The sequence below is a fragment of the Pseudomonas sp. 9.2(2024) genome, assembly GCF_039695385.1.
GTDB lineage: Bacteria > Pseudomonadota > Gammaproteobacteria > Pseudomonadales > Pseudomonadaceae > Aquipseudomonas > Aquipseudomonas paraglycinae.
On sequence record NZ_CP155585.1, the window covers coordinates 5820954 to 5839658 of the forward strand.

Genomic DNA, 18705 nt, shown 5'->3' on the forward strand with positions numbered 1-18705 from the left:
AACCTCAGGACAAAGGACACGCCATAGCCAAACCCACGAACACCAAATCGGGAACAATCCGAGCCTCAGGCGCAACATCCGAAACCAGCTCGGCATCACCACCCGTAATGAAGACACTGTAGTCATCACCCCAGTAGGAGCGCGCCATCTCCAGCTGCGTCAACACAAATCCCCTGAGCATCAACGAACAGCCACGCTCTACAGCCTCAGCCGTATTGCGCCCCGGAGCCTGGCTCGTCAATGCACGCTCTGCCGCCAGGTCTCCATAGCGAATTTTTCGAGTATGCGTACGCAACTGATTACGCATCAGCGGCATGCCAGGACAAATGAAGCCTCCCAGATGCTCGCCGTCCACGGAGATAAAGTCCGCAGTCACCGCTGTCCCGAAATCAAGAACCAGACAAGCACCTTTAGCCAGGTGAAAACCACCAAGCATCGCCAGCCAGCGATCGAGACCAAGGCGCTCATAGTCGTCGTAACCATTCTTTACGCCGGACATCTCGCGAGCGGGCGCCGCACAGACAACGGAAATGCCGAACTCATGCTTGAGCAAGCCAATCAGCAAATTAGTCTCATCTTCGGTTCTTACGCTGACGAGGCGACATTTCTTGAGAGACACTTTCTCGAACGATCGAAGACCGTCAACCAACGCCATGTCAGAGTCGACCACGCCCTCCGCGACCAAGACGCCGGCCTCAACGCTCAGCACACGCCATTTGATAAAGCTGTTTCCACAATCGAGCTCAAGAATCATCACGCAACCTCAAGCTGAGCTCACCGCCACTAAAGACCTTTTCCACACCATCTACCTTCAGCCTAAGCGCGCCCTGATTATCGATTCCCAGCACCACACCCTCTACCTGATTGACACCGGCGGTGAGAGAAACCGGCTGCCCTTGCCACAAATGACTCGCCTCCCACTCCGCCTGAAGCGCAGAGAAGCCACCTGATTGGTGACGCTGCAGATAGAGTTGCAGCTGCTTACTCAGCTCAATCGCCAGAATATTGCGATCACAAGATTTGCCCGATTCTAGACGCATTGAAGTCCATTGCTGATCAACTTCGTCTGTAGCCTGCATGTTCACATTAATGCCTATGCCCAACACTACATGGCACACGTCTGCTGGATCACCAACCAGCTCCAACAGGATCCCGGCGATTTTTTTTTGGTCGACCAATACATCATTGGGCCATTTCAGCCCTGCACCTGGCACCCCAAGCGCATGCAAGGCCTGCATGACCGCGAGACCAACAACGAGACTTAACCCTTCAAGCTGACGCATCCCACCATCGATGCGCAGCACGAGACTGTAATAGAGGTTTTCAGCAAACGGACTCACCCATTTACGGCCTCTGCGCCCCCGCCCTGAGCTCTGGCGCTCAGCCAGTACAAGAAAGGGAGCCGCCCGCCCCCCATCCACCGCGCGCAGCGATTCAGCATTAGTCGAGTCCACGGAATCGAAGATACTGACAGACCAGCCGGAAAGACTTTCCTCTATCCTGAGCGAGTCAAGCAGCGCCAATGGCGAAGCCAATTGATAGCCCCGCCCTCGAACTTTATGTATGGATAACCCAAGCTCCGCCTCCAGATGCTGAAGCTGCTTCCACACCGCACTTCGACTAATTCCCAGAGCAACACCCAGGGCCTGACCGGAATGGAATCGACCATCCTTCAGAAGGTTCAACAACGTCAGCATGCAGGTCTCGCCTCAGAATGAGGCCCGAATAATAGCCATGCACCGGGCCGCTGCATAGAATTCAAACAATCCATTTTCCTGCGGGCAAAACAAAACCCCAACTGCTTTCGCAATTGGGGTTTCGGAATTTAATCTTGACGATGACCTACTCTCACATGGGGAAACCCCACACTACCATCGGCGATGCATCGTTTCACTTCTGAGTTCGGGATGGGATCAGGTGGTTCCAACGCTCTATGGTCGTCAAGAAATTCGGGTACTGAGTCGTGGCCAGAGGGCCTCGCTTCAGCAAATTGGGTATGTGACAGCTAGGTGTTTTGTGAGCGTCGAACTTTCGGTTCATTTTCGTCTTCACACACCGCAATCTGGCCTTTCGACTCAAATTGCTTGGGTGTTATATGGTCAAGCCTCACGGGCAATTAGTATTGGTTAGCTCAACGCCTCACAGCGCTTACACACCCAACCTATCAACGTCGTAGTCTTCGACGGCCCTTCAGGGAACTCAAGGTTCCAGTGAGATCTCATCTTGAGGCAAGTTTCCCGCTTAGATGCTTTCAGCGGTTATCTTTCCCGAACATAGCTACCCGGCAATGCCACTGGCGTGACAACCGGAACACCAGAGGTTCGTCCACTCCGGTCCTCTCGTACTAGGAGCAGCCCCTCTCAAATCTCAAACGTCCACGGCAGATAGGGACCGAACTGTCTCACGACGTTCTAAACCCAGCTCGCGTACCACTTTAAATGGCGAACAGCCATACCCTTGGGACCGGCTTCAGCCCCAGGATGTGATGAGCCGACATCGAGGTGCCAAACACCGCCGTCGATATGAACTCTTGGGCGGTATCAGCCTGTTATCCCCGGAGTACCTTTTATCCGTTGAGCGATGGCCCTTCCATACAGAACCACCGGATCACTAAGACCTACTTTCGTACCTGCTCGACGTGTCTGTCTCGCAGTCAAGCGCGCTTTTGCCTTTATACTCTACGACCGATTTCCGACCGGTCTGAGCGCACCTTCGTACTCCTCCGTTACTCTTTAGGAGGAGACCGCCCCAGTCAAACTACCCACCATACACTGTCCTCGATCCGGATAACGGACCTGAGTTAGAACCTCAAAGTTGCCAGGGTGGTATTTCAAGGATGGCTCCACGCGAACTGGCGTCCACGCTTCAAAGCCTCCCACCTATCCTACACAAGCAAATTCAAAGTCCAGTGCAAAGCTATAGTAAAGGTTCACGGGGTCTTTCCGTCTAGCCGCGGATACACTGCATCTTCACAGCGATTTCAATTTCACTGAGTCTCGGGTGGAGACAGCGCCGCCATCGTTACGCCATTCGTGCAGGTCGGAACTTACCCGACAAGGAATTTCGCTACCTTAGGACCGTTATAGTTACGGCCGCCGTTTACCGGGGCTTCGATCAAGAGCTTCGCGTTAGCTAACCCCATCAATTAACCTTCCGGCACCGGGCAGGCGTCACACCCTATACGTCCACTTTCGTGTTTGCAGAGTGCTGTGTTTTTAATAAACAGTCGCAGCGGCCTGGTATCTTCGACCGGCGTGGGCTTACGCAGCAAGTGCTTCACCCTCACCGGCGCACCTTCTCCCGAAGTTACGGTGCCATTTTGCCTAGTTCCTTCACCCGAGTTCTCTCAAGCGCCTTGGTATTCTCTACCCAACCACCTGTGTCGGTTTGGGGTACGGTTCCTGGTTATCTGAAGCTTAGAAGCTTTTCTTGGAAGCATGGCATCAACCACTTCGTCGCCTAAAGGCAACTCGTCATCAGCTCTCGGCCTTAAGATCCCGGATTTACCTAAGATCTCAGCCTACCACCTTAAACTTGGACAACCAACGCCAAGCTGGCCTAGCCTTCTCCGTCCCTCCATCGCAATAACCAGAAGTACAGGAATATTAACCTGTTTTCCATCGACTACGCTTTTCAGCCTCGCCTTAGGGACCGACTAACCCTGCGTCGATTAACGTTGCGCAGGAAACCTTGGTCTTTCGGCGTGGGTGTTTTTCACACCCATTGTCGTTACTCATGTCAGCATTCGCACTTCTGATACCTCCAGCAAGCTTCTCAACTCACCTTCACAGGCTTACAGAACGCTCCTCTACCGCATCACTTACGTGATACCCGTAGCTTCGGTGTATGGTTTGAGCCCCGTTACATCTTCCGCGCAGGCCGACTCGACTAGTGAGCTATTACGCTTTCTTTAAAGGGTGGCTGCTTCTAAGCCAACCTCCTAGCTGTCTAAGCCTTCCCACATCGTTTCCCACTTAACCATAACTTTGGGACCTTAGCTGACGGTCTGGGTTGTTTCCCTTTTCACGACGGACGTTAGCACCCGCCGTGTGTCTCCCATGCTCGGCACTTGTAGGTATTCGGAGTTTGCATCGGTTTGGTAAGTCGGGATGACCCCCTAGCCGAAACAGTGCTCTACCCCCTACAGTGATACATGAGGCGCTACCTAAATAGCTTTCGAGGAGAACCAGCTATCTCCGAGCTTGATTAGCCTTTCACTCCGATCCACAGGTCATCCGCTAACTTTTCAACGGTAGTCGGTTCGGTCCTCCAGTCAGTGTTACCTAACCTTCAACCTGCCCATGGATAGATCGCCCGGTTTCGGGTCTATTCCCAGCGACTAGACGCCCTATTAAGACTCGCTTTCGCTACGCCTCCCCTATTCGGTTAAGCTCGCCACTGAAAATAAGTCGCTGACCCATTATACAAAAGGTACGCAGTCACAGAACAAAGTCTGCTCCCACTGCTTGTACGCATACGGTTTCAGGATCTATTTCACTCCCCTCTCCGGGGTTCTTTTCGCCTTTCCCTCACGGTACTAGTTCACTATCGGTCAGTCAGTAGTATTTAGCCTTGGAGGATGGTCCCCCCATATTCAGACAAAGTTTCTCGTGCTCCGTCCTACTCGATTTCATGACTAAGAGACTTTCGCGTACAGGGCTATCACCCACTATGGCCGCACTTTCCAGAGCGTTCCGCTAATCTCAAAGCCACTTAAGGGCTAGTCCCCGTTCGCTCGCCACTACTAAGGGAATCTCGGTTGATTTCTTTTCCTCAGGGTACTTAGATGTTTCAGTTCCCCTGGTTCGCCTCTTGCACCTATGTATTCAGTACAAGATAACCATCTTGTGATGGCTGGGTTCCCCCATTCAGACATCTCCGGATCAAAGTCTGTTTGCCGACTCCCCGAAGCTTTTCGCAGGCTACCACGTCTTTCATCGCCTCTGACTGCCAAGGCATCCACCGTATGCGCTTCTTCACTTGACCATATAACCCCAAGCAATCTGGTTATACTGTGAAGACGACATTCGCCGAAAATTCGAATTTCTCAACTAAGAGAACTCACAAATTTTACCTTAGCCTGATCACCACCAGTGAAAGTGGCCATCAGTCTATCTTTCTATCACATACCCAAATTTTTAAAGAACGAACCAGTCAAAGACTAGAAATCAACATTCACCATCGCAGCGATGGAATGCTCATTTCTAAGCTCTTACTTCAGAAGCAGTAGTGGTGGAGCCAAGCGGGATCGAACCGCTGACCTCCTGCGTGCAAGGCAGGCGCTCTCCCAGCTGAGCTATGGCCCCGTATTTCTACAGGCGTTTCCCACACAAAATTGGTGGGTCTGGGCAGATTCGAACTGCCGACCTCACCCTTATCAGGGGTGCGCTCTAACCAACTGAGCTACAGACCCAATTTCGGGCTGCTTCTTTCGTCTTCTTCAATGAATCAAGCAATTCGTGTGGGAACTTATGGAGCAGCTGATGTCGTCGATTAAGGAGGTGATCCAGCCGCAGGTTCCCCTACGGCTACCTTGTTACGACTTCACCCCAGTCATGAATCACACCGTGGTAACCGTCCTCCCGAAGGTTAGACTAGCTACTTCTGGTGCAACCCACTCCCATGGTGTGACGGGCGGTGTGTACAAGGCCCGGGAACGTATTCACCGCGACATTCTGATTCGCGATTACTAGCGATTCCGACTTCACGCAGTCGAGTTGCAGACTGCGATCCGGACTACGATCGGTTTTATGGGATTAGCTCCACCTCGCGGCTTGGCAACCCTTTGTACCGACCATTGTAGCACGTGTGTAGCCCAGGCCGTAAGGGCCATGATGACTTGACGTCATCCCCACCTTCCTCCGGTTTGTCACCGGCAGTCTCCTTAGAGTGCCCACCATTACGTGCTGGTAACTAAGGACAAGGGTTGCGCTCGTTACGGGACTTAACCCAACATCTCACGACACGAGCTGACGACAGCCATGCAGCACCTGTCTCAATGTTCCCGAAGGCACCAATCCATCTCTGGAAAGTTCATTGGATGTCAAGGCCTGGTAAGGTTCTTCGCGTTGCTTCGAATTAAACCACATGCTCCACCGCTTGTGCGGGCCCCCGTCAATTCATTTGAGTTTTAACCTTGCGGCCGTACTCCCCAGGCGGTCAACTTAATGCGTTAGCTGCGCCACTAAGAGCTCAAGGCTCCCAACGGCTAGTTGACATCGTTTACGGCGTGGACTACCAGGGTATCTAATCCTGTTTGCTCCCCACGCTTTCGCACCTCAGTGTCAGTATCAGTCCAGGTGGTCGCCTTCGCCACTGGTGTTCCTTCCTATATCTACGCATTTCACCGCTACACAGGAAATTCCACCACCCTCTACCATACTCTAGCTCGCCAGTTTTGGATGCAGTTCCCAGGTTGAGCCCGGGGATTTCACATCCAACTTAACGAACCACCTACGCGCGCTTTACGCCCAGTAATTCCGATTAACGCTTGCACCCTCTGTATTACCGCGGCTGCTGGCACAGAGTTAGCCGGTGCTTATTCTGTCGGTAACGTCAAAATTGCAGAGTATTAATCTACAACCCTTCCTCCCAACTTAAAGTGCTTTACAATCCGAAGACCTTCTTCACACACGCGGCATGGCTGGATCAGGCTTTCGCCCATTGTCCAATATTCCCCACTGCTGCCTCCCGTAGGAGTCTGGACCGTGTCTCAGTTCCAGTGTGACTGATCATCCTCTCAGACCAGTTACGGATCGTCGCCTTGGTGAGCCATTACCTCACCAACTAGCTAATCCGACCTAGGCTCATCTGATAGCGCAAGGCCCGAAGGTCCCCTGCTTTCTCCCGTAGGACGTATGCGGTATTAGCGTTCCTTTCGAAACGTTGTCCCCCACTACCAGGCAGATTCCTAGGCATTACTCACCCGTCCGCCGCTGAATCCAGGAGCAAGCTCCCTTCATCCGCTCGACTTGCATGTGTTAGGCCTGCCGCCAGCGTTCAATCTGAGCCATGATCAAACTCTTCAGTTCAAACATCTTTGGGTTTTTAAGAAACCCTAAACTTGGCTCAGCAATCGTTGGTTACATCTTTGATTTCTCGCGGAGTAACTTGTGATGCTGATAATCTTGTTGACTATCAGTCTGACTCCACAAGCACCCACACGAATTGCTTGATTCAGTTGTTAAAGAGCGGTTGGTTAAGATCTTTCGTCTCAACCGAGGCGCGCATTCTACAGCAGCCTCATTTGCTGTCAAGTGATTATTTTCAGAAGCTTTCGAAGATTTCTTCAACAACTTCAACCACTTGCGCTTCCGATCTCTCGTTAGCGGGAGGCGAATTCTACAGCGTTACACGCTGCTGTCAACACCTCTTTTTCTCCGCTTTCGACCGAGAAGATCGAACCGTTAAAAGCGCCGAACAAGTCGACACTTCCAACTCCTTCCAGGCTTCGATGAACTGAAGCGACCCGCCTTCGAAACCTACCTAACTCATTGAATCTCAAGGAGTTTTCCGTTTCGACTGCGCCGGAAGTGGGGCGAATTATAGACCTCTGGAATTCGCCGTCAACCCCTTATTTCAACTTTACTCAGATTTCAGCGTAATCCGTGCAAAAGCCTTCTTGCCGGCCTGGCAAACGTGAGTCGCGCCCAGTACGTATATAAAGGAGCGATCAACCACCTCACCATCTACACGTACACCACCGGAAGCCAGCAGATCACGTGCAGCTGCCGAGTTCTTCACCAGACCTGCCTTATTAAGGACAGCGGCAATCGGCATATCCTCGGCAGCAGTCAGCTCGACCTCTGGCAGATCATCCGGCAACTCACCGTCCTTCATACGGTTACCCGCGCCACGGTGAGCATTGGCCGCAGCCTCTTCACCATGGAAGCGCGCGACAATCTCTTCGGCCAGCTTGATCTTGATATCGCGAGGATTAGCGCCCGCCTCTACATCAGCACGGAACGCATTGATCTCATCCATCGAACGGAAGCTGAGCAACTCGAAGTAGCGCCACATCAACGCATCGGGAATCGAAACCAGTTTGCTATACATGACACCTGGCGCTTCCTGAATACCGACGTAGTTGCCCAACGACTTGGACATTTTCTTCACGCCATCCAGACCTTCAAGCAGCGGCATCGTCAGGATGCACTGCGCCTCCTGACCATAACCACGCTGCAGCTCACGCCCCATCAGCAGGTTGAACTTCTGATCGGTACCACCCAGCTCCACATCAGCGCGCAAAGCAACCGAGTCATAACCCTGCACCAGCGGATAGAGGAACTCGTGAATGGCGATCGGCTGATTGGTGGTGTAGCGCTTGTCGAAGTCGTCACGCTCGAGCATACGAGCAACGGTGTATTGCGAAGTCAGACGAATAAAGTCCGCAGGCCCCATCTGATCCATCCAGGTGGAGTTGAACGCGACTTCGGTTTTCGCCGGATCAAGAATCTTGAACACCTGAGTCTTGTAGGTCTCTGCGTTTTCCAGAACCTGCTCACGGGTCAACGGAGGACGTGTGGCGCTCTTGCCGCTCGGATCACCGATCATTCCGGTGAAATCACCAATAAGGAAGATCACCTGATGCCCCAGTTCCTGGAACTGGCGCAGCTTATTAATAAGCACAGTGTGACCAAGGTGCAGATCCGGCGCAGTTGGATCGAAGCCGGCCTTGATTCGCAGCGGCTGGCCACGTTTGAGCTTTTCGATCAGCTCGGACTCGACCAACAGTTCTTCCGCACCACGTTTAATCAGCGCTAGCTGCTCTTCAACCGACTTCATAACAGACCCGCAAGGCTCAGATTCAAAGGGAACCAACCATACAAGATCGCGCACCAAATACAAGTTTTGCCCGGCGCACGGACGCCAATCCACAGACAGGGCGTCCGCAGACTTGCTTCAGGGATGATTTGGTTATATTTTATACAGTTATTTCATCTTCATCATGTCATTCATCTTTTCCAATTCATCTTTTTCAAAGCCAAATTACTTATGACCACTGAACCGTCTAAAGCGCCACCGCTTTACCCGAAGACCCACCTGCTCGCCGCAAGTGGGATCGCCGCCCTTCTCAGCCTGGCGCTCCTGGTGTTTCCATCCAGTGATGTTGAAGCCAAAAAGACAACGCTGAGCCTTGAACTGGAAAGTCCTGCTGAACAACTGACACAAGATCAAGACGCTGCCGACGCAGCTCAAGCCACAAATGAGTCCGTAGCTTCCCCTTTCGCACAGATCGAAAATAGCGCCGAAGAAACGCAGGAAACCGCTCAGGCCGCACCAGCGCCGACACCGGTAGCTGAAGAAAAGAAGGCCCCAAATCACAGGGAAGTGATCGTCTCCAAGGGCGATACGCTTTCTACACTGTTCGAGAAAGTCGGTCTCCCGGCCGCGGCCGTGCATGAAGTGCTGGCCAGCGACAAACAAGCCAAGCAGTTCAGCCAGCTCAAACATGGCCAGAAACTCGAATTCGAATTGAACCCACAAGGCCAGCTGACCAACCTGCACAGCAAGGTCAGCGACGTTGAAACCATCACCCTGACCAAGAACGACAAGGGTTATGTGTTCAACCGCGTTACCGCCAAACCGACTGTTCGCACCGCCTACGTGCACGGTGTGATCAACAGCTCGCTGTCGCAGTCCGCCGCCCGCGCAGGCCTGTCCCACAGCCTGACCATGGATATGGCCAGCGTGTTTGGCTACGACGTCGACTTCGCTCAGGATATCCGTCAGGGCGACGAGTTCGATGTCATCTATGAACAGAAAGTGGTCAATGGCAAAGCCGTTGGCAACGGTCCGATCCTGTCCGCCCGCTTCACCAACCGCGGCAAGACTTACACTGCCGTGCGTTACACCAACAAGCAGGGCAACAGCAGCTACTACACCGCCGATGGCAACAGCATGCGCAAGGCGTTCATCCGTACACCGGTGGACTTCGCCCGCATCAGCTCGAAATTCTCCATGGGGCGCAAACACCCGATCCTCAACAAGATCCGCGCCCACAAAGGCGTCGACTATGCCGCTCCACGCGGTACGCCGATCAAGGCTGCCGGCGACGGCAAAGTGCTGCTGGCCGGCCGTCGCGGCGGTTACGGCAACACCGTGATCATCCAGCACGGCAACACTTACCGTACGCTGTATGGCCACATGCAGGGCTTCGCCAAGGGCGTGAAGACCGGCGGCACCGTCAAACAGGGCCAGGTGATCGGTTACATCGGCACCACCGGCCTGTCCACCGGCCCGCACCTGCACTATGAGTTCCAGGTCAACGGTGTCCACGTCGATCCACTGGGCCAGAAGCTGCCGATGGCCGACCCGATCGCCAAATCCGAACGCGCCCGCTTCCTGGCACAGAGCCAGCCGTTGATGGCTCGCATGGACCAGGAAAAAGCCACCATGCTGGCTTCGAGCAAGCGTTAAGCCATGGCTCTTTATATCGGAGTGATGTCCGGCACCAGTCTCGACGGGCTGGACATCGCCCTGATCGAGCAATCCTCGGCGATCAACCTGATCGCCACGCACTACATCCCCATGCCTGAAACCCTGCGCGCCGAGCTGCTTGGCTTGTGCGCCAGCGGCCCTGACGAGATCGCCCGTTCGGCGATTGCCCAGCAGAACTGGGTGAAGCTCGCCGCGCAAGGGATCCATACCCTTCTCGAACGGCAACAGCTCAAGCCTGAAGCCATTCGCGCAATCGGCAGCCACGGCCAGACTATTCGCCACGAGCCGGCGCGTGGTTTCACCGTACAGATCGGCAACCCCGCCCTGCTCACTGAACTGACCGGTATCACCGTCGTCAGCGATTTCCGCAGTCGCGATGTGGCCGCTGGCGGCCAGGGCGCCCCTTTGGTTCCGGCCTTCCATGAAGCGTTATTCGAAGAGCGTACCGGCAACCGCGCGATCCTGAATGTCGGCGGTTTCAGCAATCTCAGTCTGATTGAGCCGAACAAGCCTGTAGCCGGTTTCGACTGCGGGCCGGGGAATGTGCTGATGGACGCCTGGATTCATCAGCAACGGGGCGAGAACTTCGACCGAAACGGGCAGTGGGCAGCCAGCGGGAAGGTTGAGCCTACCCTGCTGAAAGCCCTGCTCAGCGATCCGTTTTTCGTGACACAAGGCCCGAAGAGCACCGGTCGCGAAGTCTTCAACTTGCCTTGGCTGGAGCAGCAACTGTCGCGCCTGCCAGGTTTCGCACCCGAAAACGTACAGGCAACACTGCTCGAACTGACGGCGCTGACAATCGTCGAATCGCTGCAAAGCGCTCAATCGAATACCGAAGAGATCTTGGTCTGCGGGGGCGGTGCCCACAACGCCACGCTGATGAAGCGCTTGGCCGACCTGCTACCCAACGCCAAAGTCGCCAGTACCGCGACCCACGGCGTCGATCCGGACTGGGTCGAGGCCATGGCCTTCGCCTGGCTGGCCCACTGCTGTCTGGAGGGCATCGCCGCCAATCGCCCGAGCGTCACCGGCGCCAAAGGCTTGCGCGTGCTCGGCGCCATCTACCCCAACTGACAAATCGCAGATAACAAAACGCCGCAGAACCGTGAGGTTCTGCGGCGTTTTATTGTGTACGTTGAAGCGCGATCAGATCGAGAACGAGGAGCCGCAACCACAAGTGGTGGTGGCATTCGGGTTCTTGATCACGAAACGCGAACCTTCCAGACCTTCCTGATAATCCACCTCGGCCCCCGCCAGATACTGGAAGCTCATCGGATCGACCACCAGACTGACGCCTTCGCGCTCGACGATGGTGTCGTCCTCGGCCACATCTTCATCGAAGGTGAAGCCGTACTGAAACCCTGAACAACCGCCGCCCGTAACGAATACGCGCAGCTTCAAGCGATCATTCCCCTCTTCATCGACCAGGCTCTTCACCTTGTGCGCGGCACCTTGAGTGAATTGCAAAGCCGTGGGGGTGAAGGATTCGACGCTCATGCTGACTTTCTCCCGGCGTTACGCCGCCATAATGCGTGATGACGCGCATTATCCGCTTGTCCTAGAAAATCGGTCAACTATTGTTACGGTATATCAATAAAGCTGATCAGCCGACCAGAATGCAAAAAGGCCCGTCAAACGGGCCTTTTTGCCAAGCAAGATCAGTCGTTACGGCAGCATGCCGGCGTGGGACAGGCCCAAACGCTCATCCAGCCCGATCAGAATGTTCATGTTCTGCACCGCCTGACCCGACGCGCCCTTGACCAGGTTGTCGATCACCGAGAGCACTACCACCAGATCACCATCCTGCGGGCGGTGAACCGCGATGCGGCAGACGTTGGCGCCACGCACACTACGGGTTTCTGGATGGCTACCAGCCGGCATCACGTCGACGAACGGCTCATTGGCATAACGCTTCTCGAACAACGCCTGCAGATCCACCGAGCGATCCACCACGGTCGCGTAGAGCGTGGAGTGAATGCCACGGATCATCGGCGTCAGGTGCGGCACAAAAGTCAGACCGACATCCTTGCCTGCGGCACGACGCAGTCCCTGGCGAATTTCCGGCAGATGACGGTGACCTTTCACCGCATAAGCCTTCATGCTTTCCGACGTCTCGGAGTACAGCGAGCCTACGGCAGCGCCACGGCCGGCACCGCTGACACCGGACTTGCAGTCGGCGATCAGGTGCGAAGCGTCGGCAATACCCGCTTCAAGCAACGGCAGGAAACCCAGCTGCGTCGCGGTCGGGTAGCAACCCGGCACCGCGATCAGACGTGCTTTCCTGATCTGCTCACGATTGACTTCCGGCAGACCGTAAACCGCCTCGTCCAGCAACTCCGGCGCGCCGTGCGGCTGGCCGTACCACTTGGCCCACTCATCGGCGTCCTGCAGACGGAAGTCTGCCGACAGGTCGATGACCTTGGTGCCGGCCGCCAGCAATTCGCCTGCCAGTGCGTGGGCAACGCCGTGCGGAGTGGCGAAGAACACCACGTCGCAAGCGCCCAGCGTCTTGATGTCCGGCACGCTGAATGCCAGACCGTCGTAGTGACCGCGCAGGTTCGGGTACATATCAGCCACGGCCAGACCGGCCTCGGATCGGGAAGTGATCACTACCACTTCTGCCTGCGGATGCTGTGCCAACAGACGCAGCAGTTCGACACCGGTGTAACCCGTGCCGCCGACGATACCGACCTTGACCATAAACCTGCCCTCAACGAACCCACTGGAAAGCCGTCGATAATAGGGGCCGCGCGCCCCTGCGACAACCGCCAAGGTGACGTGCGGACGCTCAAGCCTCTACTATCGGGCCTACCGTGAATCAGGGAATAACCCAAAATGCTCTATCTGTGGATCAAAGCGCTGCATATCGTCAGCATCGTGTGCTGGTTTGCCGGCCTCTTCTATCTTCCGCGACTGTTCGTTTATCACGCGCAAAGTGAAGACACGATCAGCAAGGAACGCTTCAGCATCATGGAGCGCAAGCTCTATCGCGGCATCATGGGCCCGGCAATGATCGCCGCGCTGATCTTCGGTGGCTGGCTGATCTATCTGAACCCGAGCATCTTCAGCAGCGGTGGCTGGATCCACGCCAAACTGACCCTGGTCGTGCTGTTGATCGGTTACCACCACATGTGCGGCGCGCAGGTAAAACGCTTTGCCCGTGGCGAGAATACCCGCAGCCATGTCTTTTATCGCTGGTTCAATGAAGTACCGGTTCTGCTATTGCTGGCTATCGTAATTCTGGTCGTGGTCAAGCCGTTCTAACTTCAACAAATACAACTTTCCGGGGTACTTCCGATGTCGCTGCCCGCTCTGCTCGAACAACGTCTGCGCCTGCCCGTAGTGGCGGCGCCGATGTTCCTTATCTCCAATCCTGAACTGGTGCTGGCGTGCTGTCGCAACGGCGTGGTTGGCAGCTTCCCGGCACTGAACCAACGCGAAAGCAGCGGGTTCAAGGCCTGGCTGGAGCAGATCGAAGCGGGGCTGGCGACATTGGAGAACCCGGCGCCGTACGCGGTGAACCTGATCGTCCACCACAGCAACCCGCGCCTGCAGGCTGACCTGGACATCTGCGTCGAGCACAAAGTCCCCATCGTCATCACCAGTCTCGGTGCCGTGAAGGAAGTGGTAGACGCCGTGCACAGCTACGGCGGCCTGGTCTTCCACGACGTGACGACCCGCCGCCATGCCGAGAAAGCCGCCGAGGCCGGTGTCGATGGCTTGATCGCCGTCGCGGCCGGTGCCGGTGGGCACGCCGGGACCTGGAGCCCGTTCTCGCTGATCGCCGAGATCCGCGAGTTCTTCGACAAAACCCTGTTGCTTGCAGGATGTTTGAACCATGGGCATGAGATTCTCGCCGCACAACTGCTCGGCGCGGATCTGGCCTACTTGGGCACGCGATTTATCGGCACCACTGAAAGTCATGCGCCTGACGCTTACAAGGAGATGCTGCTGACTGCCAAAGCCGCCGACATCATTCATACTCCTGCCGTGTCCGGTGTACCGGCCAGTTTCATGCGCCAAAGCCTGGAGGCCGCCGGTTTCGACATGGCCGCCCTGCAAGGCAAGGGCGAAGTGAATTTCGGCGACAAGCTCAAGCCGATCAACGACGAAGCCAAGGCCTGGAAAACCGTGTGGTCGGCGGGTCAGGGCGTAGGCCAGATCGACGATCTGCCAAGCGTGGATCAACTGGTGGCGCGTCTCGATACCGAATACCGCCAGGCCCTGGAGCACGCAGCACAACTGCCGAAACGCTGGCCACGTTGAATGAAACCCGTCCAGTCGCTGTCTGACTGGCCTTAGACTCAATTTATCTCGCGACAAGGATGCCTCGGCCATGAGCGAACCCCGTTACAAGATCGTTTTCGACGGCGCGCTCCAGCCCGGCGTCGATATCACCACGGCCAAGCTCAACCTGGCCGATCTGTTCAAAAGCGATGTCGCCGCCATCGAGCGCCTGTTCAATGGCCGCACCGTCGCGCTCAAGCGTGATCTGTCCCACAGCGATGCGCAGACCTACCTGCAAGCGCTGGGCAAGACCGGGATCGATGCCCGGATCGAAACGGAAACACCCATCGAACTGAACCTGTCGGATGTCCACGAACAAAGCGCCGCCGTTGCGGAGCCTGACTCGCCTTATGCGCCGCCTCGCGCCGTCGTCGGTGAAAACCTGCCGGCATTCGCACCTCTCAAACCGTTCAGCGTTGAAGGCCGGATCGGCCGCTTGCGTTACCTGGCATGGTCGATGGTGTTGAGCCTGGTAGCCCTGCCAATCGTCAGCGTGTTCGCGCTGATCGGTCTGGGCCTGGTGAGCGCCGACTCGACGACCGGCCTGATCATCGGCGGTCTCCTCGCCTTCTTCCTGTTTCTGGCCTTCGCGATCGTCGGGATCCTGTTCAGCATTCAGCGCCTGCACGATATCGGCTGGTCGGGTTGGCTCTGGCTGCTGACGCTGGTGCCGTTCGTGGGGAGCTTCTTCCCGCTGGTGATCATGGTCGTGCCGGGCAATACCGGCGCCAATCGCTATGGCCCACCGCCTCCGCCGAACAGCACGGCAGTCAAAGTGCTGTGCTCTTTGTGGATCGTGTTTATCGGGCTGTTTTTCATGGGCGGCATGCTGGGCGGGATTACCGCCATCCAGCAGGAATACGAAAGCAGTCTTGAAAGCAGCTACGAGAGCGGCTCGGTGACCACCGATGAAATCGATGTGGAAGTCGAGCCCACCGCGAATTCGGCAGACGATGCAGCCGAAGCCACCCTCGCCCCTGTAGACTCGGCGAAAGAATGAACAACGCTCCCCGCCGTGACACCTGCGTCCACGGCGCGGCGCTGTTGCGATGGAGATTTGCATGACCCGTTACGCTCTGATCACCGGCGCCTCCAGCGGCATTGGCCTGGCCATGGCCGAAGCCCTGGCGCGCCGTGGCCGCAGCCTGATTCTGGTGGCTCGCCAGCGTGATCAGCTGGAAAGCATTGCGATTGAACTGACCCAGCGCTTCGGCGTGGAAGTGCTGTTCCGCGCCTGTGATCTTGGCGAGCCGCTGCGCCTGTCCGGTTTTCTGCTGGAGCTTGAAGAAGGCGATCGCCAAATCGATCTGCTGGTCAATTGCGCCGGCATCGGTACTTGCGGCCCGTTCCTGGCCCAGGACTGGATGACCGAACAGGACCTGATCGAAGTGAACATCCTCGCCCTTACCCGCCTTTGCCATGCCATCGGCAACAGCATGGCGTTGCAGGGCGGCGGGCAGATTCTCAACGTCGCGTCGGTGGCAGCCTTCAACCCCGGGCCGTGGATGAGCACCTACTACGCCAGCAAGGCGTATGTACTGCATTTCTCGGAAGCACTGCGGGTGGAACTGAAGAAGTGTGCGGTCAAGGTGTCGGTGCTCTGCCCCGGCCCGACCCGCACCGCGTTCTTCAGAACCGCACAACTGAACAACGACAAACTCAACGCCAGCAAACTGCTGATGAGTCCCGAGGAGGTCGCGCTGTATACCGTGCGCGCCCTGGAGAAAAACCGCGCGATCATCATTCCCGGACGCCGAAACCGCTGGTTCGCCTTTCTGCCTCGGCTCGGTTCGCGCTGGCTCAACCGCACCATCGTCGGCATGGTCAACAAAGCTTACTGCCCTCGCTGAAGGGCCGACAGGCAAATGGCTGGGCGTGGTGATCCTCCGTGGGTACACTCAGTCCAGCTCACACAACGGAGAAAACAGCTGTGGATACTCTGTTCACCAAGATCATCAACCGGGAAATCCCGGCGAAGATCATCTACGAGGACGACCAGGTTCTGGCGTTCCACGACATCGCCCCACAGGCACCGGTGCATTTTCTGGTAATCCCGAAGAAACCGGTACGCACCCTCAACGACCTGACCGAAGACGACAAGGCACTGGCCGGGCATATCCTGTTCACCGCCCAGCGTCTGGCGCTGGAACTGGGTTGCGAGGAAGGCTTCCGGGTGGTGATGAACTGCAATGAAATGGGCGGGCAGACGGTCTACCACATTCACATGCACGTACTCGGTCAACGCCAGATGAACTGGCCGCCGGGCTGATTGAACCCGCAGATCGGTGGGAGCGCCCTGCTCCCACATGACCCAGCGCAAACCTTCCCCGGCCGATTCGGTTAAACTGGCCGCCGAGATTCTTCCCGGAGGTCAGCATGACTACCCAACGTCACTACTCGCCCATTGATCGTCTTCTGCTGCAAGCCGATGCCGCGATGCGTACCTTGCTGCCCTTCAGCGGCCAGCCGTACCGTCCGTCGCCGGCAATCGTGCAGCCCGATGTGCAGATGAGCGATGAAGACACCCGCCATGTCGCCGGCCTGATGCGCATCAACCACACCGGTGAAGTCTGCGCGCAGGCGCTGTATCAGGGCCAGGCGCTGACCGCCAAGCTGCCGCAGGTGCGCGAGGCCATGGAGCATGCGGCCGAAGAAGAGATCGATCATCTGGTCTGGTGCGAACAGCGCATTCACCAGCTGGGCAGCCACACCAGCGTGCTCAACCCACTGTTCTACGGTATGTCGTTCGGCATCGGCGCAGTCGCCGGGTTGATCAGCGACAAGGTCAGCCTCGGATTTGTTGCCGCCACCGAGCATCAGGTGTGCAAGCATTTGAACGAGCATCTGGAGCAACTGCCGGCCGAGGACGAAAAATCCCGGGCAATTCTGGAGCAGATGCGCATAGATGAAGAACATCACGCGGAAAGCGCACTGGAGGCCGGCGGCTTCCGCTTCCCGGCGCCGGTGAAGTTCGGCATGAGCCTGTTGGCCAAAGTGATGACCAAGAGCACTTACCGGATCTGAAAAACGCCCACAAAAAAGGCGACTGCCGCAAAGCAGTCGCCTTTTTTTTGTGCCCGGATTTCTTAGCTCGGCATATTGCGCGCGTAGAAGATTTCCAGCATTTCGTGTTTCACACGCTCGGTCACCTGAGCACGTTGCTCGGAAGACAGATTGCTGGTGGCATCGCCGAACAGGTAGTTGTCCAGTTCGAAGTTCTTCAGCAGCATTTTGGTGTGGAACAGGTTTTCCTGATACACGTTCACGTCGGTCATCTGGTACGCGTCGCGGGTGTCTTCGGAGAGGTAGTTCTGGATCGAGTTGATCTCGTGATCGATGAAATGCTTGTTGCCTTCAACGTCACGGGTGAAGCCGCGCACACGGTAATCCACGGTCACGATGTCCGAATCGAACTGGTGAATGAGGAAGTTGAGCGCTTTGAGCGGTGAAATGACACCACAGGTCGACACATCGATGTCCACACGGAAAGTCGCAATACCGGCGTCCGGATGGATTTCCGGGTAGGTGTGCACCGTGATGTGGCTCTTGTCGAGGTGGGCCAGGATGATTTCGGGCAACGGGCCCGGGGATTCTTCGATCTGGCTTTCGGTCGGGGTCACCGGCTCTTCCGAGATCAGAATCGTGACGCTGGCACCCTGAGGCTCATAGTTCTGACTCGCAATGTTCAGAATGTTGGCACCAATGATTTCGACAACTTCCGTGAGGATCTGCGTCAGGCGTTCGGCGTTGTACTCTTGATTGATGTACTCGACGTAAGCCTGCTGGTCTTGCGGGGTTTCCGCGTAGCAGATGTCATAGATGTTGAAGCTCAAGGTCTTTGTCAGGTTATTGAACCCGTGGAGCTTGAGTTTGCTTTTCACCGTTAAAAACTCTCTATGTATGCGGCACGGCCGCGTGATCAAGCATGCCCGTCAAGTGCGAACAACGCACCTGCGTAGGACGGTTAACACCTCTTCG

14 protein-coding genes, 2 tRNA genes and 3 rRNA genes are annotated in these 18705 nt (G+C 56.2%); 8 read left to right on the plus strand and 11 right to left on the minus strand.

The features are described from left to right. Positions 1-4: 4 nt before the first annotated feature. The 8 genes from ABFB52_RS26390 to tyrS all read right to left on the minus strand — a co-directional run bounded on the left by ABFB52_RS26390 (position 5) and on the right by tyrS (position 8784). Positions 5-754, minus strand: coding sequence for a pantothenate kinase (locus tag ABFB52_RS26390; protein ID WP_085747588.1), 750 nt, complete (start codon positions 752-754; stop codon positions 5-7). Further along, on the minus strand, positions 744-1697 hold the full coding sequence (gene birA / locus ABFB52_RS26395) for a bifunctional biotin--[acetyl-CoA-carboxylase] ligase/biotin operon repressor BirA (RefSeq protein ID WP_085747587.1): 954 nt from the start codon (positions 1695-1697) through the stop codon (positions 744-746). Before birA ends, ABFB52_RS26390 begins: the two co-directional genes overlap by 11 nt. A 132-nt stretch (positions 1698-1829) precedes the next feature. Beyond that, a 5S ribosomal RNA gene (gene rrf, locus ABFB52_RS26400) occupies positions 1830-1945 on the minus strand. A 150-nt stretch (positions 1946-2095) separates the two neighbouring features. Continuing rightward, positions 2096-4986, minus strand: a 23S ribosomal RNA gene (locus tag ABFB52_RS26405). A gap of 244 nt (positions 4987-5230) precedes the next feature. Continuing rightward, a tRNA-Ala gene (locus ABFB52_RS26410) sits at positions 5231-5306 on the minus strand. Between the two features lie 30 nt (positions 5307-5336). Continuing rightward, positions 5337-5413: transfer RNA gene (locus tag ABFB52_RS26415), tRNA-Ile, on the minus strand. Between the two features lie 81 nt (positions 5414-5494). After that, positions 5495-7031, minus strand: a 16S ribosomal RNA gene (locus ABFB52_RS26420). Together the 16S, 23S and 5S rRNA genes with 2 tRNA genes alongside form the textbook arrangement of a ribosomal RNA operon. A 553-nt stretch (positions 7032-7584) precedes the next feature. Then, the gene (gene tyrS, locus ABFB52_RS26425; RefSeq protein WP_011336180.1) at positions 7585-8784 is read right to left on the minus strand and encodes a tyrosine--tRNA ligase; all 1200 of its coding nucleotides are present in this window, start codon (positions 8782-8784) and stop codon (positions 7585-7587) included. 210 nt (positions 8785-8994) lie between these two features. Between tyrS and ABFB52_RS26430 the strand changes: the two genes are divergently transcribed. Together ABFB52_RS26430 and ABFB52_RS26435 are read left to right on the plus strand one after the other, a co-directional pair. Beyond that, a complete protein-coding gene (locus ABFB52_RS26430; RefSeq protein ID WP_085688419.1) occupies positions 8995-10419 on the plus strand; it encodes a peptidoglycan DD-metalloendopeptidase family protein in 1425 nt (474 codons plus the stop codon). A gap of 3 nt (positions 10420-10422) precedes the next feature. Further along, complete coding sequence (locus ABFB52_RS26435) at positions 10423-11514, plus strand: anhydro-N-acetylmuramic acid kinase (RefSeq protein WP_129972166.1); 1092 nt, start codon at positions 10423-10425, stop codon at positions 11512-11514. Between the two features lie 72 nt (positions 11515-11586). On the opposite strand, the gene erpA is transcribed toward ABFB52_RS26435, so the two are convergent. Both erpA and argC read right to left on the minus strand, forming a co-directional pair. After that, on the minus strand, positions 11587-11937 hold the full coding sequence (gene erpA / locus ABFB52_RS26440; RefSeq protein WP_003228776.1) for an iron-sulfur cluster insertion protein ErpA: 351 nt from the start codon (positions 11935-11937) through the stop codon (positions 11587-11589). Positions 11938-12105: 168 nt separating this feature from the next. After that, positions 12106-13140, minus strand: coding sequence for an N-acetyl-gamma-glutamyl-phosphate reductase (gene argC / locus ABFB52_RS26445; RefSeq protein ID WP_129972167.1), 1035 nt, complete (start codon positions 13138-13140; stop codon positions 12106-12108). A 135-nt stretch (positions 13141-13275) separates the two neighbouring features. Between argC and hemJ the strand changes: the two genes are divergently transcribed. From hemJ to coq7, 6 genes are all read left to right on the plus strand, one after another. Further along, positions 13276-13704, plus strand: a complete 429-nt coding sequence (gene hemJ, locus ABFB52_RS26450; protein ID WP_011336184.1) for a protoporphyrinogen oxidase HemJ — start codon at positions 13276-13278, stop codon at positions 13702-13704. Positions 13705-13737: 33 nt separating this feature from the next. Then, positions 13738-14706 carry a nitronate monooxygenase family protein gene (locus ABFB52_RS26455; protein WP_129972168.1) on the plus strand — a complete coding sequence of 323 codons (969 nt, stop codon included), beginning with the start codon at positions 13738-13740 and terminating at the stop codon, positions 14704-14706. 70 nt (positions 14707-14776) lie between these two features. Then, positions 14777-15727 carry a DUF805 domain-containing protein gene (locus ABFB52_RS26460; protein WP_085746575.1) on the plus strand — a complete coding sequence of 317 codons (951 nt, stop codon included), beginning with the start codon at positions 14777-14779 and terminating at the stop codon, positions 15725-15727. A gap of 61 nt (positions 15728-15788) precedes the next feature. Further along, positions 15789-16577 (plus strand): SDR family oxidoreductase, encoded by a 789-nt coding sequence (locus tag ABFB52_RS26465; RefSeq protein ID WP_007956321.1) that lies wholly within the window; start codon positions 15789-15791, stop codon positions 16575-16577. An 80-nt stretch (positions 16578-16657) separates the two neighbouring features. Then, on the plus strand, positions 16658-16996 hold the full coding sequence (locus tag ABFB52_RS26470; RefSeq protein WP_007956318.1) for a histidine triad nucleotide-binding protein: 339 nt from the start codon (positions 16658-16660) through the stop codon (positions 16994-16996). Between the two features lie 107 nt (positions 16997-17103). After that, positions 17104-17751, plus strand: a complete 648-nt coding sequence (coq7, locus tag ABFB52_RS26475) for a 2-polyprenyl-3-methyl-6-methoxy-1,4-benzoquinone monooxygenase (protein ID WP_007956317.1) — start codon at positions 17104-17106, stop codon at positions 17749-17751. Positions 17752-17813: 62 nt separating this feature from the next. On the opposite strand, the gene speD is transcribed toward coq7, so the two are convergent. After that, on the minus strand, positions 17814-18608 hold the full coding sequence (gene speD / locus ABFB52_RS26480; RefSeq protein ID WP_007956315.1) for an adenosylmethionine decarboxylase: 795 nt from the start codon (positions 18606-18608) through the stop codon (positions 17814-17816). Positions 18609-18705 lie beyond the last annotated feature (97 nt).

What these genes read in the sequence shown, in the direction of transcription:
- coq7 (WP_007956317.1), top strand. Translation starts at nt 17,104, where the DNA reads ATGACTACCCAACGTCACTACTCGCCCATTGATCGTCTTCTGCTGCAA.
- ABFB52_RS26455 (WP_129972168.1), top strand. Translation starts at nt 13,738, where the DNA reads ATGTCGCTGCCCGCTCTGCTCGAACAACGTCTGCGCCTGCCCGTAGTG.
- ABFB52_RS26430 (WP_085688419.1), top strand. Translation starts at nt 8,995, where the DNA reads ATGACCACTGAACCGTCTAAAGCGCCACCGCTTTACCCGAAGACCCAC.
- birA (WP_085747587.1), bottom strand. Translation starts at nt 1,697, where the DNA reads ATGCTGACGTTGTTGAACCTTCTGAAGGATGGTCGATTCCATTCCGGT.
- ABFB52_RS26465 (WP_007956321.1), top strand. Translation starts at nt 15,789, where the DNA reads ATGACCCGTTACGCTCTGATCACCGGCGCCTCCAGCGGCATTGGCCTG.
- hemJ (WP_011336184.1), top strand. Translation starts at nt 13,276, where the DNA reads ATGCTCTATCTGTGGATCAAAGCGCTGCATATCGTCAGCATCGTGTGC.
- ABFB52_RS26460 (WP_085746575.1), top strand. Translation starts at nt 14,777, where the DNA reads ATGAGCGAACCCCGTTACAAGATCGTTTTCGACGGCGCGCTCCAGCCC.
- tyrS (WP_011336180.1), bottom strand. Translation starts at nt 8,784, where the DNA reads ATGAAGTCGGTTGAAGAGCAGCTAGCGCTGATTAAACGTGGTGCGGAA.
- erpA (WP_003228776.1), bottom strand. Translation starts at nt 11,937, where the DNA reads ATGAGCGTCGAATCCTTCACCCCCACGGCTTTGCAATTCACTCAAGGT.
- ABFB52_RS26435 (WP_129972166.1), top strand. Translation starts at nt 10,423, where the DNA reads ATGGCTCTTTATATCGGAGTGATGTCCGGCACCAGTCTCGACGGGCTG.
- argC (WP_129972167.1), bottom strand. Translation starts at nt 13,140, where the DNA reads ATGGTCAAGGTCGGTATCGTCGGCGGCACGGGTTACACCGGTGTCGAA.
- ABFB52_RS26390 (WP_085747588.1), bottom strand. Translation starts at nt 754, where the DNA reads ATGATTCTTGAGCTCGATTGTGGAAACAGCTTTATCAAATGGCGTGTG.